Annotated in this window: 12 protein-coding genes; 8 read left to right on the top strand and 4 right to left on the bottom strand. The window is 71.3% G+C overall.

What is annotated here, in order from left to right; all coding sequences use genetic code 11:
- Positions 1–5: 5 nt before the first annotated feature.
- A complete protein-coding gene (locus FVE25_RS43670; RefSeq protein ID WP_157253417.1) occupies positions 6–1,634 on the bottom strand; it encodes an alpha/beta hydrolase in 1,629 nt (542 codons plus the stop codon).
- Between the two features lie 138 nt (positions 1,635–1,772).
- Here FVE25_RS43670 and FVE25_RS43665 point away from each other — a divergent pair, with 138 nt between their 5' ends.
- Positions 1,773–3,998 (top strand): xanthine dehydrogenase family protein molybdopterin-binding subunit, encoded by a 2,226-nt coding sequence (locus FVE25_RS43665; protein WP_157253416.1) that lies wholly within the window; start codon positions 1,773–1,775, stop codon positions 3,996–3,998.
- Positions 3,999–4,001: 3 nt separating this feature from the next.
- Here the strand turns inward: FVE25_RS43665 and ispG are convergent, their stop codons facing one another.
- Genes ispG through FVE25_RS43650 form a run of 3 tightly spaced genes read right to left on the bottom strand, consistent with a single transcriptional unit; the run spans position 4,002 to position 7,609 of the window.
- Entirely contained in the window at positions 4,002–5,171 is a 1,170-nt protein-coding gene (gene ispG, locus FVE25_RS43660) for a flavodoxin-dependent (E)-4-hydroxy-3-methylbut-2-enyl-diphosphate synthase (protein ID WP_157253415.1), read from the bottom strand.
- 10 nt (positions 5,172–5,181) lie between these two features.
- The gene (dxr, locus tag FVE25_RS43655; RefSeq protein ID WP_157253414.1) at positions 5,182–6,438 is read right to left on the bottom strand and encodes a 1-deoxy-D-xylulose-5-phosphate reductoisomerase; all 1,257 of its coding nucleotides are present in this window, start codon (positions 6,436–6,438) and stop codon (positions 5,182–5,184) included.
- Between the two features lie 34 nt (positions 6,439–6,472).
- On the bottom strand, positions 6,473–7,609 hold the full coding sequence (locus FVE25_RS43650; protein ID WP_181019904.1) for a mandelate racemase/muconate lactonizing enzyme family protein: 1,137 nt from the start codon (positions 7,607–7,609) through the stop codon (positions 6,473–6,475).
- A gap of 148 nt (positions 7,610–7,757) precedes the next feature.
- Between FVE25_RS43650 and FVE25_RS43645 the strand changes: the two genes are divergently transcribed.
- The 7 genes from FVE25_RS43645 to FVE25_RS43615 all read left to right on the top strand — a co-directional run bounded on the left by FVE25_RS43645 (position 7,758) and on the right by FVE25_RS43615 (position 17,204).
- Positions 7,758–8,729 (top strand): LacI family DNA-binding transcriptional regulator, encoded by a 972-nt coding sequence (locus FVE25_RS43645; protein WP_157253412.1) that lies wholly within the window; start codon positions 7,758–7,760, stop codon positions 8,727–8,729.
- 77 nt (positions 8,730–8,806) lie between these two features.
- Complete coding sequence (locus tag FVE25_RS55740) at positions 8,807–10,165, top strand: ABC transporter substrate-binding protein (protein WP_157253411.1); 1,359 nt, start codon at positions 8,807–8,809, stop codon at positions 10,163–10,165.
- The gene (locus tag FVE25_RS43635) at positions 10,162–11,028 is read left to right on the top strand and encodes a carbohydrate ABC transporter permease (protein ID WP_157253410.1); all 867 of its coding nucleotides are present in this window, start codon (positions 10,162–10,164) and stop codon (positions 11,026–11,028) included. Before FVE25_RS55740 ends, FVE25_RS43635 begins: the two co-directional genes overlap by 4 nt.
- Positions 11,025–11,873, top strand: coding sequence for a carbohydrate ABC transporter permease (locus FVE25_RS43630; RefSeq protein ID WP_157253409.1), 849 nt, complete (start codon positions 11,025–11,027; stop codon positions 11,871–11,873). The genes FVE25_RS43635 and FVE25_RS43630 overlap by 4 nt, the downstream gene beginning before the upstream one ends.
- Positions 11,874–11,900: 27 nt before the next feature.
- Complete coding sequence (locus FVE25_RS43625; RefSeq protein ID WP_157253408.1) at positions 11,901–14,132, top strand: hypothetical protein; 2,232 nt, start codon at positions 11,901–11,903, stop codon at positions 14,130–14,132.
- Between the two features lie 32 nt (positions 14,133–14,164).
- Positions 14,165–16,324 carry an FAD-dependent oxidoreductase gene (locus tag FVE25_RS43620; protein ID WP_219825918.1) on the top strand — a complete coding sequence of 720 codons (2,160 nt, stop codon included), beginning with the start codon at positions 14,165–14,167 and terminating at the stop codon, positions 16,322–16,324.
- 34 nt (positions 16,325–16,358) lie between these two features.
- Positions 16,359–17,204 (top strand): NAD-dependent epimerase/dehydratase family protein, encoded by an 846-nt coding sequence (locus FVE25_RS43615; RefSeq protein ID WP_181019903.1) that lies wholly within the window; start codon positions 16,359–16,361, stop codon positions 17,202–17,204.
- Positions 17,205–17,283: the final 79 nt, after the last annotated feature.

Here is a 17,283-nt window from a genome sequence, read left to right as displayed (position 1 = left end):
ATGGCTCATCTGCCGATGACCTCGGTGAGCCTTTCGTGGCTCTGCGGCAAACCCGACGACATCCGGGCAGCCGGGCGAGGTGACGGCAAAGCAGGGCAGGCGGCTCCCGGACGGGGCAAAGTGCCGTCGGTCAGGTAGTCGGCCAGCGCCCGGTCCACGCACCGGTTCCCGGCCAGCGAGACGCCGTGGTTGCCGCCGGACTCGACGAGCATCCGGGACGTCGGGAACAGGCGGCGCATGTTCAGGCTCCCGACGTACGGCGTGGCCGCGTCGCCCTTGGACTGCACCATGAGGATCGGCGGCAGGTCCCTCGACCCCTGGAGCTTGACCGGCGTGCCCCCGGGCACCGACCAGAAGGCGCACGGCGCGTTGTACCAGGCGTTCGGCCAGGTCATGAACGGCGCCCTGCGGTGCAGCTCGGTCATGTCCTTGCGCCAGTCCGCCCAGTCCAGCGGCCAGGCGGCGTCACGGCACTGCACGCTCAGGTAGACGGCGTAGCCGTTCTCGTCGTCGGCCTCGCGCGCGCCGTGCTGCTTGTAGGCGTTGACCAGTTGCTCCACCTCGCCCTTGCGGACGTACCGGGACCACGCCTGGGCCAGGGCGGGCCAGACCGCGTCGGTGTAGCCGCCGACGGCGAAGGTGTCGTCGAGCTCGCTCGGTCCCACGACGCCTCCGGCGGGCCGCTCACGCAGCCGCGAGCGCATCTGGTACCAGGCGAAGGAGGTCTGCTTGACGGTCCGGCCGAGCTTGTAGACCTTGTTGTTCTCCGCCGCCCAGGTCAGGAAGTCGCGGTGGCGCCGGTCGAAGGAGCGGTCCTGGGCCAGGTTGGCCTCGTACCAGACGGCCTTGGGGTCCACGCTGCTGTCGAGCACCAGGCGCTTGACCCGCTCGGGGAAGAGCGTGGCGTAGGCGGCGCCGAGGTAGGTGCCGTAGGAGTAGCCGAGGTAGCTGATCTGCCGCTCGCCGAGCTCGGCGCGGATGCGGTCGATGTCGCGGGCGGCGTTCTCGGTGTTCATGTGCGGCAGCATCCAGGCCCACAGGTTGCCGCACCGCTCGGCGTAGGTGCGGGCGCGGTCGAGCAGCAGTTGCTCGTCGGCCTTGGTGCGGGGCACGGCGTCGGCGCGCGGCGGCTTGTAGAACTCGGCCGCGTCGACGCAGCGCAGCGCGGGCTCGCTGGCGCCGACGCCGCGCGGGTCGAACCCGACGATGTCGTAGCGGGCGGCCAGCTTGGGCGGCAGCGCGGCGGCGACGTACTTGGTCAGCTCCCGCCCGGAGGCGCCGGGTCCGCCCGGGTTCACCAGGAGGGTGCCGAGGTGGTTGTGGTCGCGGGAGACGCTGCCCTTCACCCGGTTGAGGGCGATCTTGATGGTCTGGCCCATGGGCTCGCGGTGGTCGAGCGGCACCCTGACCATGGCGCACTCGACGGCGGGAGCGGGCGCCTCGGCCCGCGCGGTCCCGCCCGCCTTCGCCCCGCCGAGGGCGTCGTCGGCGGAGGCTTCCTTCTCGCACGGCCCCCATGTGAGGCCCGCGTGCGCCTGTGGCACCGGAGCGGGCGCGGCGAGCGCGCCCTCCGTCCCGGCGGTTCCCACGGCCAGCACCGCCAATGCGGCGACAATCCCGACAATCCGCTTCACCCGGCTGCTCCCCCCACTCCCACTCGTACGGCAGAGCGATGTTCCCTTGTGCAACCGCCCCACTACAGTACGTATGGAAGAAGTCTTACCGTGATGTAACTCCTTGCTTACCACTTGTCACGCCCCCAGAATCAGATCATGGTGATCGGTTCCAGAGCTCCACGACGCGAGGACGCCCGGCTGCTGACGGGCAGGGGACGGTTCGTGGGCACAGTGCGCCTGCCCGGCATGGTTTACGGATTCGTGGTCAGAAGCCCGATCGCGCACGGCCGCCTGCTGGGCCTCGACGTCAAGGCCGCGCGCGCCTGCGACGGGGTCCTCGACGTGATCACCCCCGCGGACACGGCCGGCGTCACCCTGCCCTGCGTCTCCCTCGCCCCCGGCCAGCAGCAGACCTCCTACCCCGTGCTCGACGACACCCTGCGCTACGTCGGCCAGCCGGTGGCCATGATCGTGGCCCTCACCCCGGAGGCCGCCCGCGACGCCGCCGACCTCCTCGACCTCGACCTCGACGAGCTCACCCCCGTCGTGGACGTCGAAGAGGGCAGCGTGATCACCGAGTTCACCCTGGGCGACGCCGGCGCCGCCGACGTCCAGTCCGCCCACGTCGTGGAGATGACCTTCCGGTACGGCAGGGCCGCGCCGTACCCGATGGAACCCCGCGGCGTCGTGGCCGAGTACACCGGCGAGCAGCTCACGCTGTGGACCACCACCCAGGCGCCGCACCAGGCCCGCGACCACCTGGCGGAGGCGCTGGGCCTGTCCATCGACCGGATCCGGGTGGTGACCGGCGACACCGGCGGCGGGTTCGGCGGCAAGGAGCACCTGTATCCGGACGAGACGCTGGCCTGCGTCGCGGCGATGCGGCTCGGGCGGCCGGTGGCCTGGAGCGAGGCGCCGGGCGACAAGCTGGTGGCGACGCTGCCGGCGCGGGCGGCACGCCACCGCGCCCGGCTGGCCCTGGACGAGGACGGCCGGTTCCTGGCCCTGTACGCGGACGTGCTCGGCGACCTCGGCGGGCACCCGTCGAACGTGGGCATCTCGCCGTTCGCGGTGACCGCGTCGATGCTGCCGGGTCCCTACCGGTTCCCGCAGGCCGGGGTCCGGCTGCGCGGCGCGCTGACCAACACCACGCCGACCGGCTCCTACCGGGGCTTCGGCCAGCCGGAGGCGGCGATGACCCGGGAGCGGCTCATCGACGAGGCGGCCAGGCGGCTCGGCCTGGACCCGGTCGAGCTGCGGCTGCGCAACCTGATCGGCCCCGAGGAACTGCCGTACGCCAGCCGCACCGGGCCGGTCTACGACTCCGGCGACTACCCGCGGGCGCTGCGGACCGTGCGGGACCTGGCCGCCGCCGTCGCGCCGGCCGACGGCAGGCGGCGCGGGATCGGGTTCTCCTGCCAGGTCGAGGGCACCGGGCTCGGGCCGTCGGAGGCGATGCGCCAGATGGGCATGCTGGTGGGCGGCTTCGAGAGCGCGATCGTGCGCATGGAGCCGGACGCCTCGGTGGTCGTGCACTCGGGCGTGGCCGTGATCGGCCAGGGGATCGAGACGACGCTGGCGCAGATCGCCGCCGAGCGGACCGGGGTGCCGCTGGACAGCGTGCGCGTGCTGCTGGGCGACACGGCCAGCGCGCCGTACTCGGGGGTCGGCTCGATCGCCAGCCGTTCGCTGGTGGTCGGCGGCGGCGCGCTGGCGCGGGCGGCCGACCGGCTGCGGGAGAAGGTGTTCGCGCTGGCGGCGCACCGGCTGGAGGTGGCGCCGGAGGACCTCGAGCTGCGGGGGCAGGAGGTCGGGGTCAAGGGCGATCCCCGGGCGGCGCTGACGCTCAAGGAGATCGCCACCTCGGCCTGGCGCGGCTGGGACCTGCCCGAGGGCTACTCGCCCGGCCTGGAGGAGCGGGCCACCTACGATCCGCCCGACAGCACCTACGCCTACGCCGCGCACGCCGCCGCCGTCGCCGTGGACCCGGAGACCGGGAAGGTCGAGGTGGAGCGCTACTGGGCCGTGGCCGACTCGGGCGTGGTCGTGAACCCGGCGATCGTGGAAGGACAGCAGGTCGGCGGCATCGCCCAGAGCATCGGCATGGCCTTGAGCGAGGAGATCGTCTACTCGGCCGAGGGACAGCCCACGCTGGACTACCTGCCGCCGACGGTACGCGAGGTGCCCGACATCACCGTGGTCATGCAGAGCACGCCCTCGCCCATCACGCCCGGCGGCATGAAGGGCGCCGGGGAGTCGGGCACGATCGGGCCGCCCGCGGCGATCGCCAACGCGGTCGCCGCGGCCCTGCCCGAGATCGCCGAGCGGGTCAACCGGACGCCGATGACGCCCGAGGTGGTGTGGGGCTGGCTCAACGAGTGAGGGTCAGCCGACCGTGACCTGGGGGCCCGGCGCGTCCTCGTCGTCCAGGTCGATCTCGACGCCCATCTCCTCGGCGATGCGCAGGGCCTCCTCGATGAGGGTCTCCACGATCTGCGACTCGGGCACGGTCTTGATGACCTCGCCCTTGACGAAGATCTGCCCCTTGCCGTTGCCGGAGGCCACGCCGAGGTCGGCCTCGCGGGCCTCGCCCGGGCCGTTGACGACGCAGCCCATGACGGCCACGCGCAACGGCACCTTCATGCCCTCGAGACCGGCCTGCACCTGCTCGGCCAGCGTGTAGACGTCCACCTGGGCCCGTCCGCACGACGGGCAGGAGACGATCTCCAGGCCGCGCTCGCGCAGCCCGAGCGACTCCAGGATCTGGGTGCCGACCTTGACCTCCTCGACGGGCGGGGCCGACAGCGAGACGCGGATGGTGTCGCCGATGCCCTCGGCCAGCAGGGCGCCGAAGGCGACCGCCGACTTGACGGTGCCCTGGAAGGCCGGCCCGGCCTCGGTGACGCCCAGGTGGAGCGGGTAGTCGCACTGCTGGGCCAGCAGCCGGTAGGCGTTGATCATCACGACCGGGTCGTTGTGCTTGACCGAGATCTTGATGTCGCGGAAGCCGTGCTCCTCGAACAGCGAGCACTCCCACAGCGCGGACTCCACCAGCGCTTCGGGGGTGGCCTTGCCGTACTTCTGCAGCAGGCGGGGGTCGAGCGAGCCGGCGTTGACGCCGATGCGGATCGGCACCCCCGCGCCGGCGGCGGCGCGGGCGATCTCGCCCACCTTGTCGTCGAACTTCTTGATGTTGCCGGGGTTGACCCGCACCGCCGCGCACCCGGCGTCGATGGCGGCGAAGACGTACTTCGGCTGGAAGTGGATGTCGGCGATGACCGGGATCTGCGACTTCTTCGCGATGATGGGCAGCGCTTCGGCGTCGTCCTGGGACGGCACCGCGACACGGACGATCTGGCAACCGGAGGCGGTCAGCTCGGCGATCTGCTGGAGAGTGGCGTTGATGTCGGCGGTGACCGTGGTCGTCATCGACTGCACGGACACCGGCGCGTCGCCGCCCACCGGCACACTGCCGACCATGATCTGGCGGGAGTGCCGGCGTCGGGCGAGCGGCTTCGGACGGACCGTCGGAATGCCGAGTGCTACAGAAGTCACGGATAACAGTTTAGGCAACGCCGGTGAGCTCACCGGCACGCGCTCGGGCCCAGGCGTCGGCCGCGAGTACCTCTTCCACCGATTCGGCCGGGGTGACCTGGTGCTCGGCGACCACGTTCGCGACGGTGTCGACGATGGCGAGGAAGGGCAGGGCGCCGCGCATGAACGCGTCCACGCAGACCTCGTTGGCGGCGTTGTAGACGGCCGGGGCGGTGCCGCCCTCGGCGCCGACGTGGCGGGCCAGTTCGACGCTGGGGAAGGCGTCGTTGTCCAGCGGCTCGAACGTCCAGGTGCAGGCGGTGCTCCAGTCGATGGGGCGGGCCGCGCCGGCGATGCGGCGGGGGTGGCCGAGTGCCAGGGCGATCGGCAGGCGCATGTCGGGCGGGCTGGCCTGGCACATGGTCGAGCCGTCGACGTACTCGACCATGGAGTGGACGATCGACTGCGGGTGGACGACGACCTCGATGCGGTCGAAGCCGATGTCGAACAGCAGGTGCGCCTCGATGACCTCCAGGCCCTTGTTGACCAGGGTCGCGGAGTTGATCGTGATGACCGGGCCCATCGACCAGGTCGGGTGCGCCAGGGCCATCTCGGGGGTGACATCGGTCAGCTCCGCGCGCCGCTTGCCGCGGAAGGGCCCGCCGGAGGCGGTGACGATGAGCTTGCGGACGGCGTCGGGGTCGTAGCCGCCCGGCCCGGACGCCCACAGCGACTGCTGCAGCGCGGAGTGCTCGGAGTCGACCGGCAGGATCTGCCCGGGCTTGGCCCGCCGCTTGACCAGCGGGCCGCCGATGATCAGCGATTCCTTGTTGGCCAGCGCGAGCGTGCGCCCGGCGTCCAGGGCGGCCAGTGTGGAGGTCAGCCCGAGCGCCCCGGTGATCCCGTTGAGCACCAGCGGCGAGGCCCCTTCCACCCACGCGGCGCCCGGCAGACTCGCGGTGGCGGATCCAGCCGGGCCGGGCGCGGTCCCGGGCGTCCAGGTGGCCGCCTCGGCGACGCCTTCGGGCCCGGCGAGCACCTCCGGCCGTGCGCCGCGGGCCGCCAGCGCCTCCTTCAGCGCGGGTACGGCTGCCGCGTCGGCGACCGCGACCGCCTCGGCGCCGAAGCGGGCGGCCTGCCCGGCCAGCAGCTCGGCCCGGCCGCCGCCGGCCGCCAGCGCGACCACCTGGAAGCTCGCCGGGTTGGCCGCGATCACGTCGAGCGCCTGGGTGCCGATCGAGCCGGTGGAGCCGAGCACGACGACGGGGCGGGAGATGTCTGCATGCACGGCCCCATTCTCCCGCCCATCGGCCCCGCCCCGGTCACCAGTTGGTGAAAGCACCGTCCGGGCTGCGCAGATGTGGCCGTTCCGCGGCGACCGCCCGGTAGCGCCTGGCCGCCTCCCGATCGATGTCCACCCCGATTCCCGGCAGGTCGGACACCTCCACGCGCCCCGCCCGGATGACCGGGCGGACGGTGAACAACTCGGGCAGCTCCGGCTCGGCCTGGTGCTCCTGGACGGCCACGTTCGGGCAGGCGAGGTTGAGGTGCAGGGAGGAGGCCGCGGTCACGGGCCCCAGCGGGTTGTGGGTGGCGAGCTTGACGTAGTGGGTCTCGCACATGGCGGCGATCTTCTTGGCCTCGGTCAGCCCGGCCGCGACGCCCACGTCGACCCGGGCGTAGTCGATGAGGTCGGCCTCCACCAGCCGCTGGAACTCCCACTTCGAGCCGAACTGCTCCCCGGCCGCCAGCGGCGCCGCCGTACGGGAGCGGAGCATGCGGTAGGCGTCGAGGCCCTCGCTGCGCAGCGGGTCCTCCACGAAGTAGGGCCGCGCCGCCTCGATCTCGCGGCACAGGGTGAGCGCCTCGGGCGGGTCGAGCCGGGTGTGGATGTCGAGGATGAGCTCGACCTCGTCCCCGACGGCCGCCCTGACCTGGTGGAACAGCTCGATTCCGGCCCGCATGGAGGCCCGCTGGTCGAGTGTCCCGTCCGGTGCGTGGGGTACGGCGAAGCGCAGGTGTCCCCAGCCCTCGGCGGCCAGGGCGCGGGCCTTGTCCAGGAAGCGCTCGCGCTCGTGGTAGTCGTCGCCCAGGTGGACGTAGGCGGGCACGTGGTCGCGGACCCGGCCGCCGAGCAGGTCGTAGACGGGGACGCCGAGGGCTTTGCCTTTGATGTCCCAGAGCGCCACGTCCACGGCGGCGATGGCGGCGCTGACGAAGCGGTCGGCGGGGAAGAACCCGCGCCGGAACATGACCTGCCACAGGTGCTCGATCCGGTGGGGGTCCTCGCCGATCAGCAGGTCGCCGAGGTGGTCGAGGGCGCCGGCGACGGCCTTCTGGCGGGAGCGGATGCCCACTTCGCCGATGCCGTGCAGGCCCTCGTCGGTATCCAGGACCAGCAGCATCATGCTGTCGCCGTGGTCGGGCAGGGTCAGCACTTCCCAACCGGTGATCTTCACATCCAGCTCCCATGAAAACGTTCCCGCAACTCTCAGCACCGCATCATGACATCTCATCGCAACGAAGAAAAGATCTGGATTTATCACCCTTGACGGATTCCGGTAACGTTTGCGAGCATCCTGCGTACCAACGACACGGGAGGCCGGAGTGGCGGTAACCATCAAGGACGTGGCGAGCGCCGCCGGCGTCTCCGTCTCGACCGTCTCGCGCGCCTTCACCGCGCCCGACCAGGTGCAGCCGCAGACCCTGCAGCGCATCCTCGACACGGCCGCCAAGCTCGGCTACGCCCCCAACCCCGCCGCCCGCTCCCTGCGCGGCGGCCGGACCGGCTCGCTCGGGCTGATCATCCCCGACATAGGCAACCCGTTCTTCCCGCCGATCTTCAAGGCCATGCAGGCCAGGGCCCGGCGCCAGGGGTACACGATCCTGGCCGCCGACACCGACGAGCGGGAGTTCGACGAGATCGAGACCATCGCCGCCGTCTCCAAGCGGGTGGACGGCATGGTCCTGTGGGCCTCCACGCTGGGCGAGCAGCGGCTGCGCGAACTGGCGGAGGAGATCCCGCTGGTGCTGGTCAACCGGCACCTCGAGGGCATCCCCGAACTGCGCGTCTCGCTGTCGGCCGGCATCTCCCAGGCCGCCGAGCACCTCAAGGCATACGGCCACACCCGCTGCGTGTTCGTCAACGGCTCGCGACCCGAGTTGAGCCGCGGCAAGTCGATAAGAGAGTCGTTCGAGGCGCACGAGCTGGCCCTGGCCGAGCTCGGCCCCTACGAGCCCCGCTTCGAGACCGGCGTGCACGCGGCGACCCTGGTGGCCGCCGGCGAGGCCACCGCCGTGCTCGCCCACAACGACCTGGTCGCCCTCGGCGTGCTGCACCAGCTCGCCAAGCTCGACGTGAAGGTCCCCGGCGACGTCAGCGTGATCGGCATCGACGACACGCTGCTGGCCGCCACCTCCACCCCGTCCCTCACCACGATCAGGATCTCCGCCGACGAGATCGCCACCCAGGCCGCCGACCTGCTCATCGACACGATCGCGGGCAAGGGCGGGGGCCGGGTCGTCGAGATCGGCTCCCGCCTGATCCCCCGCGCGTCCACGGGCCCCGCCCCGCGCTGACCACCCCTCCGGCCAAGGTACGGCGGCGCCGTACCTCTATCCCCCATGCCCGAAAGAGCCCGATAGCGGGAGTCACCATGAAACACACCGCCGCCCTCCTCGGCTGTGCCGTACTGACGACGGCGCTCGCGGCGTGCGGATCGTCCGAGGCCGGAGACGGCACGGTCGTGATCCGCGTCCAGGGCATGCCGCCCGCGACGGACCAGCCCGGCCTGGAGCAGTTCAAGAAGATGGTCGCGGACTTCGAGCGGCAGAACCCCGGCATCCAGGTCGAGGGCTCGACGACCGTCTTCGACCCGCTGACGTTCTCGGCCAGGCTCGCCGGCGGGCGGGCCGAGGAGGTCATCAAGGTCCCGCTGACCGAGCCGCAGGGGCTCATCGCGCGCAAGCAGGTGCAGCCGCTGACCGGCGAGCTCGGCAAATGGGCGCACTACAAGGAGTTCAACCCGCAGGTCCTGCAGCCGCTGAGCGACGCCTCCGGCCAGGTGTACGGCGTGCCGCAGGCGCCCTTCGCGCAGGGCCTGGTCTACAACCGGGAGCTGTTCACCAAGGCCGGACTAGACCCCGGCAAGCCGCCGGCCACCTGGGACGAGGTGAGAACGGCCGCCAAGAAGATCAGCGAGAAGACGGGCAAGGCCGGATTCGTCCACGAGTCGAAGAACAACCAGGGCGGCTGGCAGCTCACCATGCTCACCTACACCCACGGCGGCGAGATCGAGAAGGAGGGCGGCGGCGGATACGTGGCCGCGTTCAACGCCGAGCCGGCGAAGAAGGCGCTGACCCTGCTCAAGGAGATGCGCTGGAGCGACGACTCGATGGGCAGCAACCAGCTCAACGACCAGAACGACGTGATCAAGCGCTTCGCCGCCGGCGAGATCGGGATGTACATGGGCACGCCGGGCACCTATCGGCTGGCCAAGATGACCTACGGCATGGAGAACACCGACGCGTTCGGCATCGGCCCCCTCCCCCAGGCCGGCGGCAACGCCACGCTGACCGGCGGCGACGTCTACCTGGTGCCCAGGTCGGTGAGCAAGGAGAAGGCCGCCGCCGCGGTCAAGTGGCTGCTGTTCGCCTACGCCCAGCCCGCCTACGACGCGACGGCCGCCGCCGAGCGTGCCAGGCAACTGGCCGCCGATCCGAAGTCCGCGGTGGGCGTGCCCACGCTGCCGATGTTCGACGCCGCCCAGCAGGCCAAGATCGACGCGGCGATCAAGCCGTACGTGAACGTCAAGCTGGAGCATTTCAAGCCCTGGCTGGAGGGCACGCCCGCGCTCACGCTCCGGCCCGAGCCGCCCGCGCAGGCCCAGCAGGTCTACGCCGTGCTCGACACCGTCGTCCAGGCCGTGCTCACCGACGCGGACGCCGACGTGGACGCCCTGCTGGCCAAGGCGGAGACCGACGTGAACGCCAAGCTCGCCGCCGCGCGACGATGACCCGCAAGAACGCCCTCACCGCGCTGGTCTTCCTGATCCCCGCGCTGCTCGTCTTCGGCGCCTTCTCGTGGTGGCCGATCGTGCGGGGCCTGCTGATCAGCTTCCAGGACACCAACCTGGTCGACCCCGCGCGGTGGGTCGGCCTGGAGAACTTCACCGCGCTCTTCGCCGACCCGCTGCTCGGCACCGCGATCGGCAACACGCTGCTGTTCGTCGGGCTGGCCCTGGTCATCGGCTTCCCCGCGCCGCTGGTGCTGGCCACCGTCATGTCCACGGTACGGCGGGCCGCCGGCGCCTACCGGTTCCTGGTCTACCTGCCGGTGGTGGTGCCGCCGGTGGTGGCGATCCTGTTGTGGAAGTGGTTCTACGACCCCGGGCACGGGCTGTTCAACGAGCTGCTGGGCCTGGCCGGCCTGGGCCCCTTCCCGTGGCTGGACTCCCCCGACAGCGCGATGCTCAGCCTGGTGCTGCAGTCCACGTGGGCGGGCATGGGCGGGGCGGTGCTCATCTACCTGGCGGCCATCGTCGGCATCCCCTCGGAGTTGTACGAGGCCGCGCAGATGGACGGGGCCACCATCCTTCAGCGCATCTGGCACATCACGCTGCCGCAGCTGCGCCCGGTCATCGGGCTGCTGCTGCTCATGCAGCTCATCAACACGATGCAGGTCTTCACCGAGCCGTACGTCTTCACCGGCGGCGGCCCGGAGAACGCCACGCTGACCGTGCTGCTGCTGATCTTCCGCTACGCCTTCCAGGACGGCGCGTACGGCCAGGCCGCGGCGTTGTCGCTGCTGCTGGCGGTCGTGCTCGGCATCCTGTCGGCCGTCTACCTGCGGGCCACCCGGAGCTGGAGCGCCTCATGATGATCTCGCCGGTCGAGGAGCGGCGGCCCGCCGTACGGGCGGCGCTGCGCTCGATCCAGTGGGCGACGCTGGCCTTCCTGGTGGCCATCGGGATCGGGCCGTTGTACATGACGGTCAAGGGCGCGGTCTCGCCCTCGGCCGACCTGATCGCCCGGCCGCTGGCGCTGTGGCCGGCCGACCCCCGGCCGGAGAACTTCGCCCTGGCCTGGGCCGACCTCGGCGTCGGCGGCTACCTGCTCAACACCGTGCAGGTGGTCGGCGGGGCGTGGGCGGTGCAGCTCGTCGTGGCGGTGACCGCGGGGTTCGCGCTGTCGGTGCTGCGGCCGTGGTTCGGGCGCTGGGTCTACGGGGCGATCCTGGCCACGATGTTCGTGCCCTACACGGTCTCGATGGTCAGCCTGTTCATGACCGTCATCGACCTCGGCATGGTGGACACCTACTGGTCGATCTGGCTGCCGGCCGGGGCGAACGCGTTCAACGTGCTGCTGGCCAAGCGGTTCTTCGACGCGTTGCCGGCCGAGTTGTTCGCCGCGGCGCGCATCGACGGCGCGACCACCTGGCAGTTGCTGACCAGGATCGTGCTGCCGATGAGCCGGCCGATCGTCGCCGTCATCAGCCTCCTGGCCGTCATGCACAGCTGGAAGGACTTCATCTGGCCCCTCGTGGCCCTCACCGATCCGGACAAGCAGCCGATCAGCGTCGCGCTGGCCAACCTGGCCGAGCAGGCGCCGCAGGACGAGCTGATCGCCGCCATGGCGATGGCACTGGCGCCGCCGGTGCTGATCTTCCTGGTCTTTCAGAAGTACATCGTCGCCGGTCTGGGCTTCACCGGCGTCAAGGGCTGACACCTCGCTCGCGAAAGGCACCCCCCAATGCCCGAAATTTCACGCCGTATCGTCATCCAGGCCGCCGCGGCGGCTCCCGCCCTCTCCCTGGCCGCCGCCCTCCCCGCGACCGCTGCTTCGGCGGCGGCGCCCCTCACCATCTCCGCCGACGGCATCACGCTGGCCGCCGAGGCCGACGGCTCGATCGTCATCCGGGACACCGCCGACCGGGTCAGGCTCACCCACTTCATGATCAAGGACAGCGTCCTGGGGCAGCAGCGCACCTTCGGCGGCACGCCGTCCCTGGTCACCGTGGACGGGCAGCAGGCCATCCAGGTCGACTACGTCATGTCCGCCTCGGCCCAGGCGGTCAAGGTGCGCGGGATCTTCACCGTCGCCGCCCGCCGGGCCAAGCTGCGCTGGGAGGTCTCCGGCAGCGCGACCCTGACGCCGACCGGGTACATGTTCGCCCGGTCCGTCCTGGCCCCCTCGGCGCCCGAGCGGTACGTGCCCGCCACCCGCTGGACCCGCGATCCCAGGGGCGGCGTGCCGTACGAGGTCAACGACGGCGCGCTCTACCAGGAGACGTGGAGCGACACGCAGGCGTACTTCCGGCTGGCCAAGACCACGGTCGGGTTCACCAACGCCACCTGGATCCACGCGCCCGCCGGCGCCGACGGCGCGACCGAGGCCGAGCTGGTGCTGGGGGCGATGCGCCCGGCCGCCGCCAACGCGCTCGGCGCCGGCAAGCCGCTCAGCGTGGACGTGTGGAGCGATCAGCCGTTCGGCCTCTACGACAGCGGCGCGCAGATGACGCTGAAGACGCAGGTCGTGAACGGCGCCGCCGTACAGAGACCGGTGACGCTGACGTGGTGGGCCCGCGACTTCGACGGGCGGAAGGTGTGCGGCGGCACGCTGACCCGCACGCTCGCGCCCGGCGCGGTCTGGGACGAGGCGTTCACCGTGCGCGGCGCGCCGCAGGGCATCGTGTTCACCGAGGTCACGGTGGTCTCCGGGAGCGACGAGGCGTTCGCGCGGACCAACCTGGCCACGCTCAAGTCCCATGCCTACCAGGCCGAGGGCCGCTTCGGCATCGCCAACTACACCTGGATGCTCGTGCCGGACAAGGCGGCGGTCGGGCAGTTGATGCGGAAGATCGGCGTCAAGTCGGTGCGCATCGCCTACGACGGCGCCCCCGGACTGTCGCCCGCCGAGCTCGACGCGCTCGGCATCCCCCACAACGTGCAGCTCGGCGGCGTCATCTTCAACGGCGCCCCGGCGCAGATCGCCGCCTGGGCCGAGGAGAAGTCCGCGATCGTCCGCGCCTCCGGCGCCCGCTACTTCGAGGTGGCCAACGAGCTCAACCAGCCGTGGATGTCCGGGCAGAAGGCCGCCGAGTACGTGCGCGACGGCCTCAAGCCCATCTACGACCGGCTCAACGGCTCCGGCATCAAGCTCATGAACTGCGGCCTCGGCGGCATGGACGTCAACTGGACCGCCAACTTCCACAAGGCCGGCGGCTGGCCCATGATCGACGTCTTCGCCTTCCACCCGGGGCGCGGCAACTTCACCCCGGACTACGCGCCGCCGCCCTCGGAGTGGCAGCAGGGCGAGAACGGGACGTACTGGAACTTCCTCGGCGCGCTGCGCGAGGCCCGCAGGACCGTGGACCTGCACGGCGGCGGCAAGGAACTCTGGCTGACCGAGGCGTACGCCTGCACCCGGCCCAACCGCTGGTGGAACGACAACCACCGGCAGGCGGCCGAGAACGTGCTGCTCACGCTGGCCCTGGCGGTGTCGGAGGGCGTGGACGGGGTGAACTGGTACCAGCCCCACGACAGCACCATCCACCACCCGCAGGAGGCCGATCCGGACAACCCCGAATACCACTTCGGCCTGATGAACCGCGACACCAGCGTGAAGGCGGCGCTGCTGGCCTTCGCCACCGCCACCAGGACGCTGGAGGGCGCCACGTTCCTGCGCTGGATGACCTTCGCCGACCCGGACGTCAAGGGCCTGCAGTTCGACACGTTCGCCATCGTGTGGACCCGGAAGGACGGCTACATCCTCAACGCCGACCACGGCCCCGAGCAGTGGTATCCGCACAAGGAGGCATGGGTGGACACCTGGCTCACGAAGACGCAGATCGCGCTGCCCGCCAAGGGATCGAGCGTGCGGGTCGTGGACTGCGTCGGCCGCGAGACGTCGATCCCGGTGAAGGGCGGCAAGGCCCGGCTCACCCTGGACGGCGCGCCCCGGATCTACTACGGATTGAAGTAATGCGACAAGAAACGACAAAGCATGACATCACGGTGATCGGTGGCGGCCTGGCCGGAACGTGCGCCGCCATCGCCGCCGCCCGCCTCGGCCGCACGGTCGCCCTGGTCAACAACCGCCCCGTGCTCGGCGGCAACTCCAGCAGCGAGGTCCGCGTCTGGGTCTGCGGCGCCACCGGCCACGGCAAGAACCACCACGCCCGCGAGGGCGGCATCATGGGCGAGCTGTTCGTCGAGAACCAGTACCGCAACCCGCAGGGCAACCCCTACTTCTGGGACACCACCGTCCTCGACGCCGTCCGGAGCGAGCCGAACATCTCCCTGTTCCTCAACACCGACGTCCGCTCCGTCCAGGCCGGCTCCGGCGGCATCGAGTCGGTCACCGGCTGGATGATGGGCTCCGAGCGCGAGATCACCTTCGCCTCGCCGTACTTCCTCGACTGCACCGGCGACGGCCTGATCGGCCACCTCGCCGGCGCGCGGCACCGCATCGGGCGCGAGGGCTTCGAGGAGTACGGCGAGCCGTGGGCGCCGCCGGTCCCCGACGACATCACGCTCGGCAGCACGCTGCTGTTCTACACCAAGGACGCCGGCGAGCCCGTCCGGTACGTCCCGCCCTCGTTCGCCAAGGACATCACCCAGACCTCCATCCCCGAACGCCGCATCATCAAGGCCGGCGACAACGGCTGCGCCTATTGGTGGATCGAGTTCGGCGGCGAGCTCGACACCGTGCACGACAACGACCGCATCCGCGACGAGCTGTGGTCGGTCATCTACGGCATCTGGGACTACATCAAGAACTCCGGGAAGTTCGCCGCCGACACCATGACCCTCGAGTGGGCGGGCGCGCTGCCGGGCAAGCGGGAGTACCGCCGCTTCCTCGGCGACCACGTGCTCACCCAGCACGACGTGCTCGGCCAGACGCCGTTCGAGGACCGGGTCGCCTTCGGCGGCTGGTCCATCGACCTGCACCCGCCCCAGGGCATGTACGCGACCGAGGCCGGGGCCAAGCAGCGCTACGCCGACGGGATCTACCACATCCCCTACCGCTCGCTGTACTCGGTCAACGTCCCCAACCTGCTCATGGCCGGGCGCAACATCTCCGCCTCGCACGTCGCCTTCGGCTCCACCCGCGTCATGGCCACCTGCGCCACGCTCGGCCAGGCGGCCGGGACCGCCGCCGCGCTCTGCGTCGCCACCGGCGCCCGCCCGCGGGACCTGCCGGTGGCCGAGCTCCAGCGCACGCTGCTGCGCGAGGACGCCTCGGTGATCGGCCTGCCCTACCGGGACCCGGCCGACCTCTGCGGTACGGCTGCCGCCACGGCGTCAAGCACGCTGACCCGGCTCCTGGCCGACACGCCGCACGACCGGTGGCCGCTGACGGCCGACGCCGGGATCGTGCTGCCCGTGGACCCCGTGCTCGGCGGGGTCCGGTTGCTGGTGGACGCGGCCGCCGACACCGTGCTGACCGTCGAGGTGCACGATCCGGTGCTCGGGCAGAACTACGTGCCGCGCTCGCTGGTCGCCACCCGCGAGATCGCGCTGGCGGCCGGGGAGAAGCAGTGGGCCGACCTGGGGCTGGACTGGCGGCCTTCGTCGGCTCGCAACGCCTTCGTCCTGGTCAGGGCCAACCCGGCGATCTCGCTGCACGTGGCCGACCAGGCGGTCCCCGGGGTGCTCTGTTTCACCCGGGTGCCGCTCCGGCCGCAGGACGAGTCCCCCCAGCCGCTCCGGGAGTGGAGTGACAAGGGGCTGCTGCGCCGTACCTTCTGCCTGGAGACCGGGGAGACGGCGGCGTTCGCGCCCGGGAAGGCGCTCGACGGGTACCAGCGGCCCTACGCCGGGCCGCACATGTGGGTCTCGGCCACGCTGCCAGCCGCGCTGGAGGTGCGCTGGCCCGCGCCGGTGGTGGTGGGGCGCGTTGAGGTCATCGCCGATGACGACGTCAACGAGGACCTGATCAACCTGCATCACCATCGCACGCCGTTCGAGGTCATCCCCACCCTGGTCCGGGACTACCGGGTCGAGGTGCTGGCCGATGGGGAGTGGCGGCAGGTGGCCGAGGTGCGGGAGAACCGGCGGCGGCGGCTCGTGCACCCCCTGGACGAGCCGGTCGTGGCAGAAGGGCTCAGAATCCTGGTGGACAGCTCGAACGGCGCGCCATCGGCGCACATCGTGGCGGTCCGTGCGTACTGAAGGGGACGTATTCCGTGCGTACTGAAGGGGACATATGACGACTCGGGTGCTGGTGACGGGTGCGGCGGGGCGGATCGGGCGGGCGGTGCTCGACCTGCTGGCCGCGCGGGGTGACGAGGCGGTCGCGCTGGAGCGGAACGATCCCGGTGACCTGCCCACCGCGCGGGTGGTCGCCGGAGAGGCGGGCGACCCGGTGGCAGTACGGGCGGCGCTGGAGGGGGTGGACGCGGTCATCCACCTCGCGGCGATCGCCACGCCGGAGCGGCTGCCGGCCGAGCAGGTGTTCGGGCAGAACACCCTGGCCACCTTCACCGTGCTGGAGCAGGCAGGGCTGGCCGGGGTGCGGCAAGTTTGCTTGGCCAGTTCGATGGCGGCCGACGGGCTGCCGTTCGCGGGGCGGGAGCTGCATCCGGCCTACGTTCCCGTGGACGAGGCGGTGCCCGTGCAGGCCGAGGATCCTTACGCGCTGTCGAAGCTGGTGGACGAGGAGACGGCCAGGACGATGGCGCGACGGCACGGGATGGGGATCGTCGCGTTGCGCCTGCCGTACGTGGGCGGGTTCGAGGAGCGGCTCGACGACTTCGCCGCGGCGACGGCCGCCGATCCGGGCCACCATGCGCGCGGGTACTGGGCCTATCTGGAGACCAGGGACGCCGCGCGGGCCTGCGTGCTGGCGCTCGGGGTGCCGGGGCCGGGAGCCGAGGTGGTGTGCGTGTGCGCGCCGGAGACGCTGGCCAAGGAGCCGACCGCGGAACTGCTGGAGCGCTTCCATCCCGGGGTGGAGATCCGGGCGCCGCTGCCGGGGCGGACGGTGCCGGTGGACCTGTCGAAGGCGGAGCGCCTCCTGGGGTTCAGCGCGGAGTACCGGCTACAGGTGTGACAGCAGATAATTAACACGATTTATGCCCGAATATCGCTATATCTGTATGAGCAAAACTCGGGAAATGGCGATATTCGCC

The organism is Nonomuraea typhae, assembly GCF_009760925.1.
Taxonomy (GTDB): Bacteria; Actinomycetota; Actinomycetes; order Streptosporangiales; family Streptosporangiaceae; genus Nonomuraea; species Nonomuraea typhae.
The sequence above is the reverse complement of the archived record's forward strand: the minus strand, read 5'-3'. Positions and strand labels throughout refer to the sequence as shown.

What these genes read in the sequence shown, in the direction of transcription:
- FVE25_RS43665 (WP_157253416.1), top strand. Translation starts at nt 1,773, where the DNA reads ATGGTGATCGGTTCCAGAGCTCCACGACGCGAGGACGCCCGGCTGCTG.
- FVE25_RS55740 (WP_157253411.1), top strand. Translation starts at nt 8,807, where the DNA reads ATGAAACACACCGCCGCCCTCCTCGGCTGTGCCGTACTGACGACGGCG.
- FVE25_RS43635 (WP_157253410.1), top strand. Translation starts at nt 10,162, where the DNA reads ATGACCCGCAAGAACGCCCTCACCGCGCTGGTCTTCCTGATCCCCGCG.
- FVE25_RS43630 (WP_157253409.1), top strand. Translation starts at nt 11,025, where the DNA reads ATGATGATCTCGCCGGTCGAGGAGCGGCGGCCCGCCGTACGGGCGGCG.
- FVE25_RS43625 (WP_157253408.1), top strand. Translation starts at nt 11,901, where the DNA reads ATGCCCGAAATTTCACGCCGTATCGTCATCCAGGCCGCCGCGGCGGCT.
- FVE25_RS43615 (WP_181019903.1), top strand. Translation starts at nt 16,359, where the DNA reads ATGACGACTCGGGTGCTGGTGACGGGTGCGGCGGGGCGGATCGGGCGG.